The sequence below is a fragment of the Mycobacterium sp. 852002-10029_SCH5224772 genome (assembly GCF_001667315.1).
In the GTDB taxonomy this organism is placed as follows: domain Bacteria; phylum Actinomycetota; class Actinomycetes; order Mycobacteriales; family Mycobacteriaceae; genus Mycobacterium.
In genome coordinates this window covers 114,830-136,581 of record NZ_LZHT01000134.1, presented here as the reverse complement: position 1 = coordinate 136,581, position 21,752 = coordinate 114,830, and the positions used below count along the sequence as shown (strand labels likewise).

At 66.6% G+C, this 21,752-nt stretch carries 17 protein-coding genes; 8 read left to right on the top strand and 9 right to left on the bottom strand.

Annotation, left to right across the window (positions count from 1 at the left end):
* Nucleotides 1-4 precede the first annotated feature (4 nt).
* A complete protein-coding gene (locus A5775_RS23450; protein ID WP_067257929.1) occupies nucleotides 5-922 on the bottom strand; it encodes an adenylate/guanylate cyclase domain-containing protein in 918 nt (305 codons plus the stop codon).
* A gap of 199 nt (nucleotides 923-1,121) precedes the next feature.
* Here A5775_RS23450 and A5775_RS23445 point away from each other — a divergent pair, with 199 nt between their 5' ends.
* Entirely contained in the window at nucleotides 1,122-2,189 is a 1,068-nt protein-coding gene (locus A5775_RS23445) for an oxygenase MpaB family protein (protein ID WP_067258036.1), read from the top strand.
* Here A5775_RS23445 and A5775_RS23440 read toward each other — a convergent pair.
* The 4 genes from A5775_RS23440 to infC form a co-directional block, all read right to left on the bottom strand.
* Complete coding sequence (locus A5775_RS23440; RefSeq protein ID WP_156660830.1) at nucleotides 2,176-2,967, bottom strand: RNA methyltransferase; 792 nt, start codon at nucleotides 2,965-2,967, stop codon at nucleotides 2,176-2,178. The genes A5775_RS23445 and A5775_RS23440 overlap by 14 nt on opposite strands.
* 33 nt (nucleotides 2,968-3,000) lie before the next feature.
* A complete protein-coding gene (gene rplT / locus A5775_RS23435) occupies nucleotides 3,001-3,396 on the bottom strand; it encodes a 50S ribosomal protein L20 (protein ID WP_008257634.1) in 396 nt (131 codons plus the stop codon).
* 87 nt (nucleotides 3,397-3,483) lie between these two features.
* Nucleotides 3,484-3,678 carry a 50S ribosomal protein L35 gene (rpmI, locus tag A5775_RS23430; protein ID WP_067257922.1) on the bottom strand — a complete coding sequence of 65 codons (195 nt, stop codon included), beginning with the start codon at nucleotides 3,676-3,678 and terminating at the stop codon, nucleotides 3,484-3,486.
* A gap of 62 nt (nucleotides 3,679-3,740) precedes the next feature.
* Complete coding sequence (gene infC, locus A5775_RS23425; protein WP_067258034.1) at nucleotides 3,741-4,349, bottom strand: translation initiation factor IF-3; 609 nt, start codon at nucleotides 4,347-4,349, stop codon at nucleotides 3,741-3,743.
* A 459-nt stretch (nucleotides 4,350-4,808) separates the two neighbouring features.
* Between infC and lysX the strand changes: the two genes are divergently transcribed.
* From lysX to A5775_RS23395, 6 genes are all read left to right on the top strand, one after another.
* Nucleotides 4,809-8,150 carry a bifunctional lysylphosphatidylglycerol synthetase/lysine--tRNA ligase LysX gene (gene lysX / locus A5775_RS23420; RefSeq protein ID WP_369827904.1) on the top strand — a complete coding sequence of 1,114 codons (3,342 nt, stop codon included), beginning with the start codon at nucleotides 4,809-4,811 and terminating at the stop codon, nucleotides 8,148-8,150.
* 77 nt (nucleotides 8,151-8,227) lie between these two features.
* Nucleotides 8,228-9,712, top strand: a complete 1,485-nt coding sequence (locus A5775_RS23415; RefSeq protein WP_197512872.1) for an alpha/beta hydrolase family protein — start codon at nucleotides 8,228-8,230, stop codon at nucleotides 9,710-9,712.
* Nucleotides 9,713-9,717: 5 nt separating this feature from the next.
* Entirely contained in the window at nucleotides 9,718-10,137 is a 420-nt protein-coding gene (locus A5775_RS23410; protein ID WP_197512870.1) for a DUF6653 family protein, read from the top strand.
* Nucleotides 10,138-10,309: 172 nt separating this feature from the next.
* Nucleotides 10,310-10,975, top strand: coding sequence for a TetR/AcrR family transcriptional regulator (locus A5775_RS23405; protein ID WP_067257907.1), 666 nt, complete (start codon nucleotides 10,310-10,312; stop codon nucleotides 10,973-10,975).
* Nucleotides 10,976-11,060: 85 nt separating this feature from the next.
* A complete protein-coding gene (locus tag A5775_RS23400) occupies nucleotides 11,061-13,187 on the top strand; it encodes an Rv1355c family protein (RefSeq protein ID WP_067257904.1) in 2,127 nt (708 codons plus the stop codon).
* A gap of 109 nt (nucleotides 13,188-13,296) precedes the next feature.
* Nucleotides 13,297-15,141 carry a bifunctional diguanylate cyclase/phosphodiesterase gene (locus A5775_RS23395; RefSeq protein WP_067257901.1) on the top strand — a complete coding sequence of 615 codons (1,845 nt, stop codon included), beginning with the start codon at nucleotides 13,297-13,299 and terminating at the stop codon, nucleotides 15,139-15,141.
* Between the two features lie 60 nt (nucleotides 15,142-15,201).
* On the opposite strand, the gene A5775_RS23390 is transcribed toward A5775_RS23395, so the two are convergent.
* The 3 genes from A5775_RS23390 to A5775_RS23380 all read right to left on the bottom strand — a co-directional run bounded on the left by A5775_RS23390 (nucleotide 15,202) and on the right by A5775_RS23380 (nucleotide 18,050).
* A complete protein-coding gene (locus A5775_RS23390) occupies nucleotides 15,202-15,801 on the bottom strand; it encodes a bifunctional 2-polyprenyl-6-hydroxyphenol methylase/3-demethylubiquinol 3-O-methyltransferase UbiG (protein WP_067258031.1) in 600 nt (199 codons plus the stop codon).
* Nucleotides 15,802-15,900: 99 nt separating this feature from the next.
* Nucleotides 15,901-17,271: a cytochrome P450 gene (locus A5775_RS23385; protein WP_067257898.1), complete on the bottom strand. Its 1,371-nt coding sequence runs from the start codon at nucleotides 17,269-17,271 to the stop codon at nucleotides 15,901-15,903.
* A 44-nt stretch (nucleotides 17,272-17,315) separates the two neighbouring features.
* A complete protein-coding gene (locus A5775_RS23380; protein WP_067257894.1) occupies nucleotides 17,316-18,050 on the bottom strand; it encodes a hypothetical protein in 735 nt (244 codons plus the stop codon).
* Nucleotides 18,051-18,422: 372 nt separating this feature from the next.
* Here A5775_RS23380 and A5775_RS23375 point away from each other — a divergent pair, with 372 nt between their 5' ends.
* Nucleotides 18,423-18,668 (top strand): hypothetical protein, encoded by a 246-nt coding sequence (locus A5775_RS23375; protein WP_067257891.1) that lies wholly within the window; start codon nucleotides 18,423-18,425, stop codon nucleotides 18,666-18,668.
* A 138-nt stretch (nucleotides 18,669-18,806) separates the two neighbouring features.
* On the opposite strand, the gene uvrA is transcribed toward A5775_RS23375, so the two are convergent.
* A complete protein-coding gene (uvrA, locus tag A5775_RS23370) occupies nucleotides 18,807-21,725 on the bottom strand; it encodes an excinuclease ABC subunit UvrA (RefSeq protein ID WP_067257888.1) in 2,919 nt (972 codons plus the stop codon).
* Nucleotides 21,726-21,752 lie beyond the last annotated feature (27 nt).

The following is a 21,752-nucleotide window of genomic DNA, read 5'->3' as shown; positions in this document are numbered from 1 at the left end:
CCCATTATGGCTGCGGTTGTGTGTCGGCTGTGTCATCAGCGCCTGACAACTCCCTAAAAGTCTTGAGGCGATATATCGCCAAATCTGCGGGCATCCCGGCGGGCTTCGGCCCGAAAACGGGTTTGCGGGTGCGCTTGGCCTCGACGCCCAACGCATCCAACTCGCTTTGCGGTATGAGATCCAACGTTGAACTCGACACCATGATTCCACCTTTGGTGGCCCGTTCCATAACTCGTGCGGCGACATTCACATCCACACCGAGCCAATCCGCGGCCAGGCGCTGCGGCCGTCCGGTGTGGATTCCCACGCGCATCCGCGGTGTGTAGCCATCTACCTCGACCGCCCGGAGCGCCTCCTTGGCGGTCAGCACGGCTCGCACGGCGACCATCGGATCGCCGAACACGGCCATGAGTCCGTCGCCCATCCGTTTGACGATGTGCCCGCCGGCGTCGAGCAGCGGTGGTTCGAGGGCCCGCGCCACCTGGCGGAGCAGCGTGAGGGCCGCGTCGTCGCCGGCCTGCAGGGACCACGTCGAAAAGCCGACCAGGTCGGTGAAGACCAACGTCACCTCGGGATTAGCCGGCCGCCGCGAAACCCCCTCGGCCAGCGCCTGCCACACCTGCAGCACCCCCAGGCTGACCTCACGCGACACCGCGTCGCGGTCGCCCAGCAGCCGGTCGGCCGCCCGCGCGGCGGCGCGCGGGCCACCATCGCCGGCCGTGGACAGCGGATCGCCGAACTCGGGGTCCCCGGGCAGCAGCCGACGCGCGCGCCGGACCAGCGCCACCGCCCCGGGGCTGTGATTTCGGCCGTGCAGCCATTGAGTCGCGTTATGCACCGACAGCGGACCCCGCGGTGCGGAGTGCGCCGCAGCGGATTCGCCAGGCTCGCCCGAGTCGAGATCGCGACGCGCGAGTTCCACCCGGCCAGGGTATTTGGTTTCGTCAGAGGCAGGCAACGACGGCCTCGCCGGGTGTGGCACACATCGCACCCAGCCGCCTGATCACGGTGCTGCCACACCGGTGTGGAAGCTCGATAACACCCCGCGGACACATCACCGAAATCGTAGACAACGGGCGTTGTCAAAGTTATCGTGAGGCCAATCGGTGCAGGAGGCCGCGATGACTGGCAGATCGACTACATCCGCTGATCCGCTCGGACCAGATTCCCTGACCTGGAAGTATTTTGGCGACCTGCGCACCGGAATGATGGGCGTGTGGATCGGGGCGATCCAGAACATGTACCCCGAACTCGGCGCGGCGGTCGAGGAACATTCGATCCTGCTGCGCGAGCCGCTACAGCGGGTGGCCCGGTCTGTCTACCCGATCATGGGCGTGGTCTACGACGGCGACCGGGCGGCCCAGACCGGCCAGCAGATCAAGGGTTACCACCGCACGATCAAAGGAGTCGACGCCGAGGGTCGGCGCTACCACGCGCTCGATCCGGAAACCTTCTACTGGGCGCACGCCACGTTTTTCATGCTGATCGTCAAGGTGGCCGAGTACTTCTGCGGCGGCTTGACCGAGGCCGAGAAGCGGCAGCTGTTCGACGAGCACGTGCAGTGGTACCGGATGTACGGGATGAGCATGCGGCCGGTGCCCGAATCGTGGGACGAATTCCAGCAGTACTGGGAGCGGGTCGGTCGCGAGGAGTTGGAAATCAACCGGGCGGTCCTCGACATCTTCGACATCCGGATTCCCAAACCCAAGTTCGTGCCGATGCCGACCCCGATCTGGGACCGGATCTTCAAACCGCTGGTGGCCGGGCAGCGCTGGATCGCCGCGGGCCTGTTCGAACCCGCAGTCCGCGAAAAGGCCGGAATGCGTTGGACCCCGGGCGACGAGGTGCTGCTGCGGTTGTTCGGCAAGATCGTCGAACTGGCGTTCCTGGCGGTGCCCGACGAGATCCGGCTGCACCCGCGTGCGCTGGCCGCCTACCGCCGCGCCGAGGGACGGCTGCCCAGCGACGCGCCGCTGGTCGAGGCCCCGCCGTTCATGGCGCCGCCGCGCGACCGCCGCGGGCTGCCGATGCACTACTTTCCCCCGCCGCCCAAGTTGCCGTTCGACCCCGCGCTGCGACCCGCCCGGGCGGTGCTGGAGCGGGCCGGATCGTTGGTGCACACGACGTTGTCGCTGGCCGGCTTGCGCGCCGGGCGGGGCCGCCCGAAGCGACCCGTCAAGGCCGCGTAGGCAGGTTCAGCGCCCGCGCGCTCTGATACAGACAGATGGCCGCGGCCGACGCCACATTCAGGCTCTCGGCGCCGCCGGACATCGGGATCCGCAGCCGGTGGTCGGCCGCGGCCGCGATTTCGCTTGGCAGGCCGTGGGATTCGGGCCCGAACAGCCACGCCGTCGGCCTGCCGAGCAGTTCGCCGGCCTCGTCCAGCCGTTGCTCGCCATCCACGGTGGTGGCGAGCGCCTGCAGACCCGCGGCGCGTAACGCGTCCACGGCGGCGAGCGCGTCCGGCGCGGCGACGACCGGGACCGAGAAGATGCTGCCGGCCGACGCGCGCAGACACTTGCCGTTGTACGGATCGACGCTGTGGCCGCCGAGGATCACAGCGGCCGCGCCCATCGCGTCGGCGAGGCGAATCAGGGTGCCGGCATTGCCGGGCTCGCTGATCTCGACGGCGACCGCGATCAGCCGAGGAGAGCCGGCCAGCACGTCGTCGAGGCGGGTCGCCGGCATGTCGCACACCGCGACCAGCCCCGCCGGGGTGACGGTGTCGGAGAGGGCCTTCGCGGCGCGCTCGGTGACCGGGTGGACCGGGCAATCCAGGGCCGCCAGCAACGACGCATGGCGGTGCTGGGCGACGTCGGTGGCAAAGACGTCGCGGACCAGGCCGCGCCGGGAGGCGGCCTCGACCAGGTTGGGGCCTTCGGCGAGAAAACGGCGTGCCCGACGGCGCCCGACGTGGCGATGCAGTTTGACCGCCGCGGCGACCGTGGCCGAACGTTCGGTCAGCACCTGCCGGTCAGGCATCGTCGGTTAGGCGGTCGGTTAGGCGGCTTCTCCCGAATCCGACGGCGCGTTGACGTCCTCGGGCAGCGCCGCACGGGCGATGTCGACCAGCGCGGTGAAGGCGGCCGGGTCCGCGACCGCGATGTCGGCCAGGTTTTTGCGGTCCACCTCCACACCGGCGGCCTTGAGGCCCTGGATCAGCCGGTTGTAGGTGATGTCGTTGGCGCGCGCCGCCGCGTTGATGCGTGAGATCCACAGTTTGCGGAATTCGCCCTTGCGCGCACGACGGTCGCGGTACGCGTACTGCAACGAATGCAGTTGCTGCTCTTTGGCTTTGCGGTAGAGCCGGGATCGCTGGCCGCGATAGCCCTTCGAGGCCTTAAGGATGCTGCGCCTCTTCTTGTGGGCGTTGACCGCCCGCTTCACGCGTGCCATTGGATATTCCTACTCTCGTTCATGCGTAATGGGTCGATAAAGGGGTTCGCCGTGCCAGCTCGCGGTGCGGGTCTGGCCGGCGGGTGGTCAGCCGTTCAGCAGCCGGTTGATCCGCTGGGTGTCGTTGGCCGACACCACGGTGCGGCCGTCGAGCCGGCGGGTCCGTTTCGTGGGCTTGTGCTCGAGCAGGTGCCGGCGGTTGGCCTTCTGCCGCACGATCTTGCCGGTTCCGGTGCGCCGGAAGCGCTTTGCGGCCCCGCTGTGGGTCTTGGCTTTGGGCATTTTTCCTCTGTTCTATGAAGGACTCGAGTTTCTCTTCGAGTCCTCGCTGTTCTTGCCTTAGGTCAGTTCGACGAAGGTTCGGCGTCGGCGGTCGCATCGGAATCCGGTGCCACGCCGCCCCCCGCATCTTCGGGATGCCGCGCCCTGGCGCGAGTCTTCGCGCCGCGGTGCGGTGCCAGCACCATCGTCATGTTGCGGCCGTCCTGCTTGGCGGACGTCTCCACGAAACCGTATTCGGCGACGTCCGCGCCCAGGCGCTGGAGCAATCGATAGCCCAGCTCGGGCCGCGACTGCTCACGTCCGCGGAACATGATCGTGACCTTCACCTTCGATCCCGCTTCCAGGAAGCGGATGACGTGGCCCTTTTTGGTCTCGTAGTCGTGATCGTCGATCTTGGGTCGCAGCTTTTGCTCTTTGACGACGGTCTGCTGCTGGTTCCGGCGGGATTCGCGCGCCTTTTGCGCCGCTTCGTATTTGAACTTGCCGTAGTCCATGATCTTGCAGACCGGCGGCCTGGCGTTCGGGGCAACTTCGACGAGGTCGAGATCGGCGTCCGCGGCGACGCGCAGTGCGTCTTCGATGCGCACGATGCCTACCTGCTCTCCCCCTGGGCCAATCAATCGGACTTCAGGTACGCGGATGCGCTCGTTGACGCGGGTCTCAGTGCTGATGGGGCCTCCCTTGTTGGGCTTCTGGATGTCCTGCGTGACGACCGGTGGCCGGGGTTGGTCGGGAATCAGCGGCGGAAACACCACACCACTAGCAAAAAAGCCCTGCACCAGCAGGGCCCAATGCCGACCGATCGCGACCGAGGACTACTCGGGCCGCCCGCGCTACACGCGGAACAGGCATACACGTTGCCTGTGACCGGACCGCCAAACCTTCCGAAGATCCGCGTAGGGATCTCGTCGGCTCGCGGTGGGAGTGGGACTCCACTTAACTGTTCCTGGCGTTCGCCGGGATGGTCGCAGGCGCTAGTTTAGCAGCCTTGAGGTGCCTTTTAGCACCTCGGCCGACCACGGCGCCGCACCCGCCGTCAACCCGACGCGAAAAGCGCGGCCAAACTCGTGCCCGCCACTCTTAGCGCTTCGGCAAGCTTTTCACGGATTCAGGGCATATCCTCGCGGTCTGTGACACTCGCTTCTCCTCGTTCGGGGCCCCATTTGGGGCCTCGCAGCCGGTCGAATTCGCGGTATCGCTGGGTGCCGGCGGCGGCCGGGTGGACCGTGGGTGTCATCGCCACCGTGTCGTTGCTGGGCAGCGTGTCCCCGCTGATCCGGTATCTGATCAAGGTCCCGCGCGAGTTCATCAACGACTATCTGTTCAACTTCCCCGACACCAGCATCGCGTGGTCGTTCGTGTTGGCCTTGTTGGCCGCGGCCCTGACCGCGCGTAAGCGGATCGCCTGGCTGCTGTTGCTGGCCAACATGATTCTCGCCGCCGCGCTGAACGCCGCCGAGATCGCCGCCGGTGACAACACCGCCGCCGAGATCTTCGGCGAGAACCTCGGGTTCGCGGTACACATCGTCGTGATCGTCCTGCTGGTGTTGGCCTACCGGGAATTCTGGGCCAAGGTCCGCAACGGAGCGCTGGTGAAAGCGGCCGGGGTGCTGGTGGCCGGGGACGTGGTGGGAATCGGAGTGTCCTGGGCCCTGGTCGAGTTGTTCCCCGGGACGCTGACCCGCCAGGACCGCCTGCCCTACGTGGCCAACCGGGTGGTCGGATTCGCGCTCGCGGATCCGGACCTGTTCAGCGGCCGTCCGCACGTGTTCCTCAACGCGATCTTCGGTCTGTTCGGCGCGCTCGCGCTGATCATGGCCACCATCGTGCTCTTCCAATCCCAGCGCGCGGAAAACGCGCTGACCGGTGAGGACGAATCGGCCATCCGCGGGCTGCTCGAGTTGTACGGCAAGCAGGACTCTCTGGGCTACTTCGCCACCCGCCGCGACAAGTCGGTGGTTTTCGCCCAAAGCGGGCGCGCCGCCATCACCTACCGCGTCGAAGTCGGCGTCTGCCTGGCCAGCGGCGACCCGATCGGCGATCCGCGGGCGTGGTCCCAGGCCGCCGACGCCTGGCTCGGTCTGTGCCAGACCTACGGCTGGGCCCCCGGCGTCATGGGCGCCAGCACCCAGGGCGCGCGGACATACCGCGAAGCCGGCCTGAACGCGCTGGAGCTCGGCGACGAGGCCATCCTGCGGACCGCCGACTTCAAGCTGTCCGGTCCCGATATGCGCGGAGTGCGCCAGGCCGTGACCCGGGCCCGCCGGGCGGGGCTGACCGTTCGGATCCGGCGGCACCGCGACATCGGGGCCGACGAGATGGCCGACACCATCACCCGCGCCGACGCCTGGCGCGATACCCAAACCGAACGCGGCTTCTCGATGGCGCTGGGTCGGCTCGGCGACCCCGCCGACGGGGACTGCCTGCTGGTCGAGGCGCTGGACCGGGACGGCGCCGTCGTAGCGATGCTGTCGCTGGTCCCGTGGGGAACCACCGGTGTCTCCCTGGACCTGATGCGCCGATCGCCGCAGTCCCCCAACGGCACCATCGAGCTGATGGTCAGCGACCTCGCCCTCAACGCGGAAACCCTTGGTATCACCCGTATTTCACTGAACTTCGCGATGTTTCGCTCGGCATTCGAACAGGGCGCCCAACTCGGCGCCGGGCCCGTCGCCCGGCTGTGGCGCGGGTTCCTGCTGTTCTTCTCGAGGTGGTGGCAGCTCGAGACGCTGTATCGCTCCAACATGAAATACCAACCCGACTGGATACCGCGCTACGCCTGCTACGAGGACGCCCGCCTGATCCCCCGGGTCGGGGTCGCCTCGGCCCTCGCCGAGGGCTTCCTCGTCTTGCCGTTCGGCCGGCGCAAGCCGCACACCGGCCATCACCCGGCCGTGCCCGCCCGGCTGGCCGAGTCCGGGCTGCTGCATCACGACGGGAGCGCGCCGGACGTCAGCGGGCTGCAGAGACGCCAGGAGTCGGCCGACGAGGAGGAGGCGAGATCCCGGCTGCCCGAACAGGTCCGGGTGCGCCTGGCCAAGCTGAAGGTGTTGCGGCGCAACGGCATCGACGCATATCCGGTCGGCCGCCCGCCCAGCCACAGCGTCGCCGCGGCCCTCGATGCGGACGACCGGGAAACGATCACGGTCTCCGGCCGGGTCCTGCGGATACGCGACTACGGCGGAGTGCTGTTCGCGCAGCTGCGTGACTGGTCGGGAGAAATGCAAGTGCTGCTGGACAATTCGCAGTTGCAGCGCGGGCGCACGGCCGACTTCACGGCCGCCATCGATCTCGGTGACCTGATCGAAGTCTCCGGCCACATGGGCTTTTCCAAGAAGGGGACGCGCTCGCTGATCGTCGAAGACTGGCGGATGATCGGTAAGTGCTTGCGGCCGTTGCCCAATAAGTGGAAGGGGCTGACCGACCCGGAGGCCCGGGTGCGGACCCGCTACGTCGACCTGGCTGTCAATCCCGAGTCGCGCGAGTTGATCACGGCACGCAGCGAGGTGCTGCGCTCGGTCCGCCAAACGCTGTTCGCCAAGGGGTTCATCGAAGTCGAGACCCCGATCCTGCAGCAGATCCACGGCGGCGCCACCGCGCGGCCGTTCGTCACGCACATCAACACCTACGACATGGACCTGTTCCTGCGGATCGCGCCGGAGCTCTATCTCAAGCGGTTGTGCGTCGGCGGCGTCGAGCGAGTGTTCGAGTTGGGCCGGGCGTTCCGCAACGAGGGTGTCGACTTCAGCCACAACCCGGAGTTCACGTTGCTGGAGGCCTACCAGGCGCACGCCGACTACAAGGTCTGGATCGACGGGTGCCGTGAGCTGATCCAGAACGCCGCCCAGGCCGCTCACGGCGACCAGACCGTGATGCGCCCACGCGGCCAGGGCACCAGTGGCAGCCTGGAACCCGTCGACATCTCCGGCGTGTGGACCGTCAAGACCGTGTATGACGCCGTATCCGAGGCGCTCGGCGAGCACATCGACCCCACCACGCCGCTACCCACCCTGCGCAAGTTCTCCGACGCCGTGCACATTCCCTATCGGGCGCACTGGGACGCCGGCGCGGTGGTGCTGGAGCTGTATGAGCATTTGGTCGAGGACCGGACCGAGGAGCCCACGTTCTACATCGACTTTCCGACATCGGTGTCGCCACTGACCCGGCCGCACCGCAGCGAACCCGGCGTCGCCGAACGGTGGGACCTGGTGGCGTGGGGTGTCGAGCTGGCCACCGCCTACAGCGAGCTCACCGATCCGGTGGAACAGCGCCGCCGCCTGCAGGAGCAGTCGCTGTTGGCCGCGGGTGGGGATCCCGAGGCGATGGAGCTCGACGAAGACTTCCTGCAAGCGATGGAATACGCGATGCCGCCCACCGGCGGGCTGGGGATGGGCGTCGATCGCCTCGTCATGCTCATAACGGGCCGCAGCATCCGCGAGACGCTGCCGTTTCCGCTGGCTAAACCGCATTAGCCGAGGATCGCAACATTCAGCCCGTCGTCAGCGAACATTAGGTAAATAGGTTCCAGGCCGGTTAACAATAGATCACAATGACTCACGTGACAGCCCCGACGAACGCAGCCCCCGCGCAGGTCCTGGCTCTTAGTCACACCTCGCTGATGCATGGCTGGGTGCCGACGACGATCCAGGTGCTCGCCGCCGTCGTGCTGACGTTGGCGGTCGGCTGGCGGTCGCGTCGCTGGCGGACGGTGCGGATGCCGGCGGCGGCGCTGGCCGGCGGAGCCGCGGCCTACCTGACGCACTGGTACATCGTCGACGACGGGCTCTCCGAGGAGCCGGCGCCGGCGGCGCTGTGGCTCTGGATCGCGCTGACGGGTATGGCGGTGGCGGTGCTGGTTCTGGGATGGCGCAGCGCGCGCCGCTGGCGGCGCGGCGCGGCGGTGCTGGCCGTGCCATTGTGCGTGCTCAGCGCGGCGCTGGTGCTCAACCTGTGGGTGGGCTACTTCCCCACGGTCCAGTCCGCCTGGAGCCAGCTGACGTCCGGCCCGCTGCCCGATCAGACCGATCAGGCCACCGTTACGGCAATGGCCGCCAAGGGAACCCGGCCACCGCACGGCACCGTGGTGCCCGTCGCGATCCCCTCGGACGGGTCGCACTTCAAACACCGTGGCGAGCTCGTCTACCTGCCGCCCGAATGGTTCGCCAGCACCCCACCGCCGCCGTTGCCGACGGTGATGATGATCGGCGGGCAGTTCAACACGCCGGCGGACTGGACGCGTGCGGGCAACGCGGTCAAGACGATCGACGACTTCGCGGCCGCGCACGGCGGCAAGGCGCCGGTGTTCGTGTTCGTGGACTCAGGCGGCGCCTTCAACAACGACACCGAATGCGTCAACGGGGTCCGGGGCAACGCCGCCGACCACCTCACCAAAGACGTCGTGCCCTATATGGTTTCGACTTTCGGCGTCAGCCCGCACCGGTCCAACTGGGGTGTGGCCGGCTGGTCCATGGGCGGGACCTGCGCCGTGGATTTGACCGTCATGCATCCCGATATGTTCAGCGCGTTCGTCGACGTCGCCGGCGACTTCTTCCCGAACGCCGGCAACAAGGCACAAACCATCGCCCGGCTGTTCGGCGGAAACGCCGACGCCTGGGCCACTTTCGATCCGACCACGGTGATCAACCGGCACGGGCCCTACCGCGACGTGGCGGGCTGGTTCGCGATTTCGTCGGAAGGGCCGCCCGCGGCGCGCCGGGACATCCAGCTGACCGATAGCGTTGCCATCCGCCTGGCCGGACGCGAAGCGGCCGCCAATCCCGCCAACCAGGCCGCGGCCGCCTATTCGCTGTGTGCGCTCGGCCGCGCCAACGGCATCGACTGCGCAGTCGTTCCGCAGCCCGGCAGGCACGACTGGCCGTTCGCGGACCGGGTGTTCGCGGCGGCGCTGCCCTGGCTGGCCGGAGCGCTGGGCACCCCGGGCATTGCGCGGACGCCGTTGTCGGCCACATCCGCGCCCGCCGCCGGTGCGCCGGTGGTGGTCCCGGCCGAGCATTCCGACACCGCGATGCGGTAGCGCTGGTGTTATCCGTTGCGCGCGTTCGGCGTGCGGTCTTCGCGCGGCACTGCCATCCGTGGAGCGCATGGACCCGGTGGGCGAGCACGCCGTTGATCCTGATCCCGCCGTGGACGCGGCGATGGAGCCACGCGGTGTGGATTGCGCTGTGGCTGGCCGTGAATCCGTTCGTTTTCGGCAAACCCGCCCATCACCGCGCATGGTCGACGCGGGCGATGCTGGGCGAGGAGCTGTGGATCAGCCGTCGTCCCCGTGATGCGGCGGCATTGGTCAGCGCGGCGACGTCGGCGGCCGCGCTGACTGCGGTGCTCGCCGCCCGCCGCCACCGGCTGCGGCCGGCGCTGATCGCGGTCACCGTGCAGATGGCGCTGACCCTGGTGTACTGGCGGCAGATGGTCGGGTATCTCGAGCGGCAGTCGCAGTAACGTAACGGGACCTTGTGCGCGGGAACACCCTTCGTGGAGAAGGACACGTGCGGCTAGCCGAGGTTGCCGCGGCCCGACTGCCACCCCGTGCGCAAATGCCGGCAAAACAATACGCGTATAACGTAAGTCGATCGCCACATATCGCCGCGCGATGCGGTTATATTGTCGAGCCATGGGATCCACCCGGATGTTCCCCTACGAACCGCCCCCGCCCGTCGCGCCAACGGCCAAGGAGCGGATTCGCGACGCCACCCTGAGCTGCTTTGCCACGCACGGCATCGCCACGACGTCGCTGCGCACGGTCGCCGAAACCGCCGGAGTGTCAGTCGGGCTCGTGCAGCACCACTTCCGCACCAAGGCGGCGCTCACCGCCGCCGTCAATCAGTACGTGCTGCAGGTGGTCGGTGAGGCGCTGGAACCAACCGCGCTTGCCGACGCGCCTGCCGACGGGCTCGACGAAGCCGGCCGCCGCCTGACGTCCTTGATGGCCGAACGGCCCGACCTCATCACCTATCTCGGGCGCGCGCTCGCCGAGGGCGGCGCATTCGGATCGGTCATCTTCACCGGACTTTTGGGGATCAGCACGGCCCAGCGCGACGAGTTCTCCCGGCGCAGCAAGGCCCGCCCCGACCTCGATCCCGATTGGGCGGCGCTCAACCCGCTGATTCTGCGTGTCGGCGCGGTCATTCTGCATCCTTATATCGAGCTGTACCTGCGGGAGCCTTTCTTTACCGAACCGCAGTTGCGACGCTGGGATGCCGCCGTCACCGGGCTCATCCGGCATGGCCAATTCCTCGACGAAGCGGAACCCCAGGAATCGACTCGTCACCGCGTGTGAGATCGCCGACAGCGCTGAGGTTGCGCGACGGAAACCGAGTCAAACCCGGTCCGGCCTGGCGCCCGGATGCTATACACGAAGCACCATGGATGAGTCCGCCGTATCCGCTTACTCCGCGCAGATTCTCGATTCCGAGGCGCCCGACGGCGGCGCGGCGTTGCGGCGGCTCCAAGCCGACCCCAGCGTGGAGTTCATCGACCGGCTCGACGCACAGGTAGCCAACCTGTCCAGCCTTCGCCCCAAACCGCACCCTGACCTCATCGCAGAGCCCGGGCGATGGGCCTACTACCCCTGGCGGCGCGCCGTCGTGGCGGTCCTGGGCCCGCGGGGCTACCGCGCGGTACGTCTGGACCGTAACCGCAACAACATCACCGCGGCAGAACAGGATCGGCTCGGCGCGCTGCGGATTGGCGTGGCCGGCCTCAGCGTCGGGCATGTCATTGCGCACACTCTTGCCGCGCAGGGATTGTGTGGCCGTCTTCGGCTGGCCGACTTTGATCACCTCGAGCTATCGAACCTGAATCGGGTGCCGGCCAGCGTGTTCGACCTCGACGTCAACAAGGCTTGTGTGGCGGCGCGCCGGATCGCCGAACTCGACCCGTACCTCCCGGTCGAGGTGTTTGACGCCGGACTCAGCTTCGGTACCGTCGACGCGTTCCTGGACGGGCTCGACATCATCATCGAAGAATGCGATTCGCTGGACATGAAGGCGCTGCTGCGAGAAGGCGCCCGCGCCCGCCGCATTCCGGTGCTGATGGCTACCAGTGACCGCGGACTGGTCGACGTGGAGCGTTTCGATCAAGAGCCGCAACGCCCAATTCTGCACGGCCTGCTCGGCGACGTGGACATCGCCTTGCTGCCGGGCATGAGCAGCCGCGACAAGGTGCCCCATGTCCTGCGTCACCTTGAGGCCGAACGGCTTTCGCCCCGCACGGCCGCCTCGCTCATCGAGATCGACCGCACGGTGTCGACCTGGCCGCAGGTGGCTTCGGATGTCGTGCTGGGTGCGTCGGCGTTGGCGGAGTGCGTGCGCAGAATCGGACTCGGCGAGGACCTTCGCTCGGGCCGCACCCGCATCGATATTGGTTGCGCGCTCGACCAACTCGATGAACCCGACATGGCCGGGCACTGCGCCGCGCCGGTTGACCGGCACGAGGCGCCGGACCTGCCCGGGATGGCCGGCATCATTGCCGCGGCGGCGATTCGCGCACCGTCGGGAGGCAACGTCCAACCGTGGTATGTCCACGCCGGAGCTAACGGGATCACCATCGACATTGCGGTACAACACACTTCGACAATGGATGTCAGCTTCCGCGGCAGCGCCGTCGCCGTGGGGGCCGCCCTCTTGAACGCCAGAATCGCTGCCGCCGCCCACCACATCCTGGGGCCCGTCAGCATCACCGACCACGTCGACGGATCGCCGCTGCGCGCGACGCTGGAATTGACCGATGGCACCGACCCCGGGCTTGCCGACCTTTATCAGCCGATGCTCGAACGCGAAACCAACCGACACCACGGAAAGCCCCGACCGATCGACGCCGCCACCATCGAGGCGCTGGTCAACGCCGCACAGCGTGAAGGCGCGCAGCTACACCTGCTCACCGAAAGAGACGACATCGCCCATGCGGCAACACTTCTGGCCGCATCCGACCGCATCCGTTACCTGACGCCGCACTTGCACAAAGAGATGGTCTCCGAACTGCGCTGGCCGCGCGATCCCGAACCAGACACCGGCATCGATGTGCGCAGCCTCGAACTCGGCGCCGGCGATCTGGCGATGCTCGACATCCTGCGCCGCACCGACGTCATGACACGGCTGGCCCAATGGAACGCGGGCAGCGCGCTCGGCGAAGACACGCGCGACCGGATATCGGCCAGTTCTGCGGTGGCAGCGATCACCGTGGCCGGAAAAGACCTTCGCGACTACGCTCGGGGAGGAGCGGCCGTCGAGTTGGTTTGGATCATCGCCCAGCAGCACGGGCTGTCCGTCCAGCCGGTCTCGCCTGTTTTCCTGTACGCCAGCGACCGCACCGAATTCAACGACCTGTCACCTCAGTTCGCCGATGAACTCGCCCAATTGCAGCGCGACTTCCAAGCATTGGCCGGCATACCGTCGGACCAATCCGCGGTGCTCGTACTCCGGTTCACTGACGGGCCGCCCACATCGGTACCCAGCCGCCGCAGTTTTGACCGGGCCCGGGTGCTCAGTTGAGCGATTCGTTTCTGAGGCGCCCAGGGATTACGAGTCCGTTTCGTGAACGGATAGGTGGCGCAGTACCCAAATCCGCCACCGCACACCGGATGCAGCTACGGTAGGGGCGATGTCGGGCACGTTGGACTACCTGGTCACCGGTGCTGCCGCAGAGTTGATGGCGGCCACCGCGGCTGACTCCGGCGCGATCAGTCAAGGGGTACTCGGTAAGTTGGTCCACGAATTGGGCGTGGACTTCAGCTTCCTGCGCCGCAACGATCACACGATCCACGCCACGGTGCTCGTTGCGGAGTGGCCGCCCCGCAACGCCGATCCCGACCCGATCGGTGTCGTCCATTTCGCCGACGCCGACTCGGTCTTTGCGCAGGCCGAACATCTCAAAGTGCCCCAAGTCGTGCGTCCCGCGCCGGCCAACGCCGACTACCAACGCAATATCGACGAGGGCACCGGGTGGGGTGCTGTCTCGCTGGCCGCCGTACCGTTGCTGTCTGGCGACGTGACAACCGGGACGCTGGCCTTCGGCAAGGTCGGAGACCGCGAATGGCTACCGGAAGAGCTCAACGCACTGCAGGCGATCGCCGCGCTCTTCGCGCAGCTGCAGGCCCGGGTGGTCGCCGAAGAACAGATCCACTACCTGGCTGAGCACGATGAACTCACCGGGCTGCTGAACCGCAGGGCGCTCATCGCATACCTCGATAAGCGGCTGGCTGAGGGAGAGCCGGGCCCGGTGTCGCTCGTGTTCCTCGCCCTGGACCGCTTCAAGGTCATCAATGATCGCCTCGGTCAAAACGCCGGGGACAGGTTCATCGAGGCTTTCGCCGCGTCGTTACGCGAGGCCACCAACGGTGTTCCCTCGGTCATCGCCCGCTTCGGTGGTGACGAGTTCGTCGTCGTGCCAACCGCAGCCATGGACGTTGGGGCTTCCGAAGCGTTCGCCGAGTCGCTGTACAAGCGGGTTCATCGACAAGTCGCGATCGACGGTGAGATGCTTAGTCGCACCGTAAGTATCGGCTTCGCAGCGGGCCGACCCGGACACGAGAGCACGTCGGACCTGCTTCGCCGGGTCGATTTGGCTACCCGGTCGGCCAAGAGTTCCGGCGGTAACAAGATCGCAACTTTCAGTCCGGAGATGTCTACCAGAGAAATGATTCGCAACGACATCGAAGTGCACCTGGAAGGGATGATCGAGAGCGGTGGTGGCGCCTTGGTGCTCCATTACCTCCCGGAGTTCGATATGCGGACCGGTGACGTCCTCGGCGCCGAGGCGCTGATCCGTTGGCAACACCCAACTCTTGGGTTGCTGATGCCAGATTCGTTCATCCAGGTTGTGGAATCGATCAACCTGGGCGCCAAACTCGGTCGTCTCGTCATGCGTTCGGCATGCGCGCAGTTCGGCCTCTGGCAATCACGCGGCGTCGGACGCGGCGCAGTGCTGCGCATCAACGTATCGCCGGTGCAGCTCGTCACAGACGGCATCGTCGACACCGTCGCTGCCACCCTCGACGAGTTTGGTCTCGATCCCAGCACCATATGTCTGGAGATCACCGAAAGTGTTGTCGTCCAAGATATCGACGCCACGCGCAAAACGCTGTTCGGATTGAAGGACGTCGGCGTCCAAATCGCCATCGATGACTTCGGCACCGGCTACAGTGTGCTGACGTATCTGAAATCCCTTCCCGTCGACGCCCTCAAGATCGACAAGGGTTTTGTCGGCACCGTAGATACCAACCCCGGTGACCTGGCCATCGTGCGCTCGACGATGGCCCTGGCCGACGCCTTCGGTCTCGACGTCATCGCCGAAGGCGTCGAGACCGTGGCTGCGGCAAAGACGCTGCTCGCCCTGGGTTGCCATCGCGCACAAGGCTTTCTGCTGTCCCGTCCGCTAGACGGCGCGGCAATGGAATCGCTCCTCGCCAAACGCGTCATACCGATGAACTTCTCCGACACAGGATAGACGGGAAGGCAGAACGCGATCGAGAGCCTCGCCACGCGGAGCCCCGCCGCCGATCGGCGCTCAGGGGCTTCGCTGAAACAAGTAGTAATACGTCGGGGTCTTGTCGTCGAGCTGCCGCTCGTCTCCCGTGGACAACAGCGTCCAGCCGGACGCGAATCGTCGCTCGATCTCGGCGTGATCGATGCCCGGCACGCCGAACCGACCTCCAGGAGGAAACGCGACGATGTACAGCCGCGCGTCGGGTGCCGCGACGGCGCTGACTTCCCGAACGTAGGCCTCACGATCACTGCCGCTCATGTTGTGGATACACCCGTTGTCGACGATCAAGTGGAAGCCCGTCCCGATCCCGGACTGACTCAACTGCGTGACGTCGGCGCGGGAAAAATCGACGGAAACACCTGCGGCGCGAGCCTTGGCGCGCGCCTTTTCGAGCGGCTTGGCGACATAGTCGACTGCGGTGACGTTCCAGCCGTGCTGGGCGAGATAGATGGCGCAATCCCCGGTGCCGCATCCCACGTCGAGGGCCGATCCTGTGGGCAGCGCCGCGCTCTCGCCGGATCCCTCGATCAGGTTCCGCAGGCCCAGCCCGATCGGATGACCTTCCCACGGCGTGAAGCCGACCCGGTAGAAGAACCGAAATCGCGCGTGTCGAGAAGCCATGGCCGCAATGATGGCATCCGCGGCGGCATCCCCGCCCGCGACCCCTGCCCCACGGTGCATACCAGGCCCGTCGCGGCGCGGAGGGAGACAGCGGAAAGGTCAATGACGCAGTCGTACCATGGCCCGGATCGGAGCCGCCGCGACCATGGTGAAGGGGACAGCCAGCGGGAAATCGCCCGACAGGGACTCGATTTCGACACGGCGAACGATGGTCGCCAACGCGAGTGTCGCCTCGAGCATTGCGAAGTGGTCACCGATGCATGAGCGAGGCCCGCCCCCGAACGGGACGTACTGCCAACGGTCACGACTGTCGGCACCTCGGTGACTGAATCGGTCCGGATCGAACCGCTGCGTGTCATCCCACAAGTCCGGATCGGTTTGTACCGCCATTCGTCCGAACGCCAGCATGGTGCCGGCTTTGACGCGGTAGCCGGCGACTTCGACATCCCGGGTCGCCATGCGGGTTCCGGTTGGCCCCGGCGGACACAGCCGCAGCGCCTCCTGCAGTACCTTGACCGTAAAGCCCAGCCTCGCAACGTCGTCGGGAGTCAGTTGGCGGTCGCCGAGCGCGGCGGCTTCCGCGGCGACGCGCTCCTGCAGGTCGGGATGGCGGCCCAGTGCCCACAGCGCGTAGGTCAGGGTCGTGGCCGTGGTGTCGTGACCGGCGAACAAAAAGATAATCATCTCATCGCGGATCTCGTCGTCCGACAACGCTTTCCCAGTTTCCGGATCGGTGGCCGCGATCAGCGCGTGTACCAGCGGAGCCTCCCTGCCGGCATCGGCACGGCACGCTTGCAGAATCTCGTCAGCCAGCTCGCGAATCGCTCCGGCGGCGGCGCGGGCACGCCGCCGCGCCGGCGTGGGCATCCACTCGGGTGCGCGCAGCGGCCGCAGCGCACGCCTCACCGCGTAACTCGTCGCCACGCGCAGCGGCTCGGCGATCGCGTCGGAGCGCTCATCGAGATCCAAGCCCAACACCGAGCGGCCCAGCGCCCGCAATGTCAGCGTGCGGCACTGCGCATCCAGGTCGATCTCGGAACCCTCGCGCCACTTGGCGCATACGATCTCGGCGGCCTCGGCCATGTGTCCACCGAACTGACGGACGCGCTGTCGGGTGAATACCGGTTGCAGGGTGCGTCGCCGCGGCAGCCACTCGGCGTGCGGCAAGACGAACAGGTTTCCGCCCAATAGCCGGCGAAGCTCGGTGGCCACCGTGCTGGTCTTGTCGACCGAACCGTCTCTTACGCTGAGGATGTCGCGGATGCCTTGCGGGGATGTCGCCAAAACGATTGGCGGGATCAGCCAGCTGGGCCCCAAAGTCACCCGGGTGACTGGCCCACCGGCATCGCGAAGTTTGTTCGTACCGGTATGGAATTCCCTGATGGCATTTAGTCGTTCGCGATACGGAAGCGGATTTTTCGGGGCCAAGGGCAACGTGGCGACGTCACGGAGGGGCTCATCGATGGACACGACTCGACCCTAGAATACTTTCGCGGGCAACCGGGACTCTGACCTCAACACGTGATTTCTTCTAATGCCGAAAAGCGGCTGAGGATTTCGGCGTTCTCGGCGCACATCAGCTTGAATTGTCCCGGCTCGGCATGGGTGGAAAGGGTGCGGTGATCCCACCACATCACTTTGGTTCGGTAGTTCTCATTGGGATAGGCCGCCGCGGGTAAGCGGGTGGCCACCACACCTCCGGAGGATTGCCACTGCTCCAGCACGTGGGCCGCCGCGGTAGCCATCACGAATTGGGCACCCAGCAGCGTCATCGTCGGCAGCGCGGTGCGGGCCAATACCCGGGAAAGTGACTGATTGCCGTATTCGCGGGAATTGGCCCAGGCGCTTTTCACCTCGACGACGCCAAAGGGAAGCCGGTTGGCGATCATCTGCCGCAACAGGGAAAGGCCCGGGCTGTCTTTCCACTCCACCAGAGCGTGGGAATCCTCGGGCGAGCGCAGGGGCCCCACGACGCGCGTACCGCCGACGACGCGCCCCTGCGGGTCCAGCGCGGCGAAGAACAGCGCCGTGTCGTCGCCGTCCTGAATCGCGTCCACGTCGAGCACCCAGTCCAACCCGTGCCTGCGATAGCTCTGCAGCGCACCCTCGAGGTATTGATTCCACAGATCGGGCTCCGCCCTCGGCGTGGACGCGACGACCCAACATCCCGTCGCGTGATCGCGCCAGCCGGACACAACGTCCGACCGCGGGGCATCAAACACTCTTGTTTCGAGCTGAGCCGCTTCCATGGGTTTGCCTCCACCTATTAACCGTGCGATCCGAGCTATTTCTTGAACGCGTCTTGAATCGTTTCGCAATTCGACTCGCGACAAATAACCAAGGTGATTGTGGCACAAATAGCTAATTAGTGAGCGCGCAGCGCGGGCAAAAAGTTGTAACGCGCGTTTGGTCAGCGGCGCATGGGATTTGGCGAATGCGACGGCTACTGTTCAGTAACCAACGACCGCTGGTCATTTACGGTTACCGCCGGTCCGGGCTAGAGCACGGGAAATGCCACGCGCAGCGACCAATCCGCCGCAATCTCGGCACGGCGGATGCGGCGCCTAGAACTGACAACGGACGTTGCCTATTTGACTCGCCGTACGCAGTAGCGTGGCGGCATGCCCGACGAACCGGCCACTGACGGCGCCCCCGATGCCGGATACGACAACGCCGGTGTACCGACGTTCGAGTCCGTACGCGACAAGATCGAGGCCCGGTATGCGACGGCACAGGGATCCGCCGAACTCGATGCGGAGACACCCGAGGGCCAGGCGGTCGCCGAAGAGTACGACGAACGCCGGCGCGCCGCGGCCGAGCGGCTGGCCCAGATCCGCGAGTCGATGCGGCACGGCGACGATACGTGAGCGGCGCGGGGCACGTGCCCATCTTTCAGGCCCTGCCAGATATCTTGCCCGACAACGCTACTCGGGTTTTGCGACGCCGGCAGGATCACGGGGTTCGACTGAGGTTCGCATAGCCCGGAGCCGATCGCGAAAGCTGGCTCAGGCGGTGGCCTTACGGCGCCGGGTCGATCGCCGTGGAGCAGCGCTGGCCGGCGGCGCGCTACGCCCGATGACCTCGGCGAGGAACTTCCCGGTGTAGCTCTCCGGCACCGCCGCGACGTCCTCCGGAGTGCCTTCCGCGACAACGGTTCCGCCCTCGGCGCCGCCTTCGGGACCCATGTCGACGATCCAGTCCGAGGTCTTGATGACATCCAGGTTGTGTTCGATGACGATGACCGTATTGCCTTTGTCGACAAGGCCGTTGATGACCTTGAGCAGCTTGCGGATGTCATCGAAATGCAGACCCGTGGTGGGCTCGTCGAGGATGTAGACGGTGCGTCCGGTGGAGCGCTTCTGCAGTTCCGCGGCCAGTTTGACGCGCTGCGCCTCGCCGCCGGACAGCGTCGGCGCCGGCTGGCCGAGCCGCACATAACCGAGGCCGACGTCGACCAGGGTGCGCAGATACCGGTGGATGCCGGTGATCGGCTCGAAGAACTCCGCCGCCTCCTCGATGGACATGTCCAGCACCTCGGAGATGGTTTTGCCCTTGTAGTGCACCTCGAGGGTTTCCCGGTTGTAGCGGGCGCCATGACACACCTCGCACGGCACATACACGTCGGGCAAAAAGTTCATCTCGATCTTGATGGTGCCGTCACCCGTGCACGCTTCGCAGCGGCCGCCCTTGACGTTGAACGAGAACCGGCCCGGCTGGTAGCCACGGACCTTGGCCTCGGTGGTGGCGGCGAACAGGGTGCGGATCTTGTCGAACACGCCGGTGTAGGTGGCCGGATTGGACCGCGGCGTGCGCCCGATCGGCGACTGATCAACCCGCACCAGCTTGTCCAGGTGGTCCAGCCCGGTGACCCGGGTGTGACGACCGGGGACCTGCCGGGCGCCGTTGAGCCGGTTGGCGAGCACCGCCGCGAGGATGTCGTTGACCAGAGTCGACTTGCCCGAACCGGACACGCCGGTCACCGACGTGAGCACGCCGAGCGGGAACGACACGTCGATGCCGCGCAGGTTGTGCTCACGGGCGCCGACGACGGTGAGCTGCCGGCGCCGGTCGACGGGACGCCGGATCGCCGGCATCTCGATGCTCTCCTTGCCCGACAGGTAGGCGCCGGTGATCGAGTCCTTGTTGGCCAGCAGTTCGGCGTAGGTGCCGCTGTGCACGATCTGGCCGCCGTGCTCACCGGCCCGCGGGCCGATGTCCACGATCCAGTCGGCGTGCGCGATGGTGTCCTCGTCATGTTCGACCACGATCAGCGTGTTGCCCAAACCCCTTAGGCGAGTGAGTGTTTCGATGAGCCGGCGGTTGTCACGTTGATGCAGCCCGATGGACGGCTCGTCGAGCACGTAGAGCACGCCCACCAGACCGGACCCGATCTGGGTGGCGAGCCGAATGCGTTGCGCCTCACCGCCGGACAGCGTGGCCGCCGCGCGCGACAGCGACAGGTATTCCAGCCCGACGTCGAGCAAAAAGCCCAGCCGCGACTGGATTTCCTTGAGCACCTGCCCCGCGATCGCCTGCTCGCGCGGCCCCAGGGTGAGGGTGTTGAGGAAGTCGGCGCAATCGGAGATCGACAGCTCACAGACCTCGGCGATGGACTTCTTGCCGCGATTGCCGGCGCTCAACGACACCGCCAGGATCTCCGGCTTGAGCCGGGTGCCCTCGCAGACCGGGCAGGGTACGTCACGCATGAAGCCCTCGTAGCGTTCCTTCATCTGCTCGGACTCGGTCTGCGCCATCTTGCGCTGCAAAAACGCCAGCACGCCCTCGAAATCGGCGTAGTACGACCGGGTCCGGCCGTACCGATTGCGGTAGCGCACATGCACCTGATGGTCGGATCCCTCGAGGATCGCCTTGCGGGCCTTGGCCGGCAGTTTGCGCCACGGGGTGTCGACGTCGAAGCCCAGCTCGTCACCGAGCCCGGCCATCATCCGGGTGAAGTACTCCCCGGTATGGCCCGTCGACCACGGCGCCACCGCGCCCTCGGCCAGCGTGCGCTCGGGGTCGGGCACCACCAGGTCGGGATCGACCTCCTTGCGGATGCCCAGACCGCTGCACTCGGGGCAGGCGCCGTACGGCGAGTTGAACGAGAACGACCGGGGTTCCAGGTCGTCGACCGCCAGCGCGTGCCCGTTCGGACAGGCCAGCTTCTCGGAGAACCGCTGCTCGCGGTTGTGGGCGTCATGCTCGTGGTCGACAAACTCCAGCACCACGATGCCGTCGGCCAGGTTCAGCGCGGTCTCCACCGAGTCGGTGAGGCGCTGCTTGGCGCTGGCCTTCACGGTGAGGCGGTCCACCACCACCTCGATGTCGTGCTTCTCCTGCTTCTTCAGCTTCGGCGGATCGGTCAACGAATGCACGACACCGTCGACGCGGACCCGGCTGTAGCCCTGGGCGTTGAGCTTCTCGAAGAGGTCGGCGAACTCGCCCTTGCGGGTGCGCACCACCGGGGCGAGCACCAGGAATCGGGTGCCTTCGGGCATCACCAGCACCTGATCGACGATTTGCTGGGGTGTCTGGCGGGCGATCCGCTCACCACACACCGGGCAGTGCGGGGTGCCGGCGCGGGCGTAGAGCAACCGCAGGTAGTCGTAGACCTCGGTGATCGTGCCGACCGTCGATCTCGGGTTGCGGTTGGTGGATTTCTGGTCGATCGACACCGCCGGGGAAAGCCCCTCGATGAAGTCCACGTCCGGCTTGTCCATCTGCCCGAGGAACTGGCGGGCGTAGGCCGACAGCGACTCCACGTAGCGCCGCTGCCCCTCGGCGAAAATCGTGTCGAAGGCCAGCGACGATTTGCCCGAACCCGACAGCCCGGTGAAGACGATCAGCGCGTCGCGGGGCAGGTCGAGGTCGACGCCGCGCAGGTTGTGCTCGCGGGCGCCCTTGATGATCAGACGGTCAGCCAACGCTGCCCCTCTCAGGAACTGTCTGCT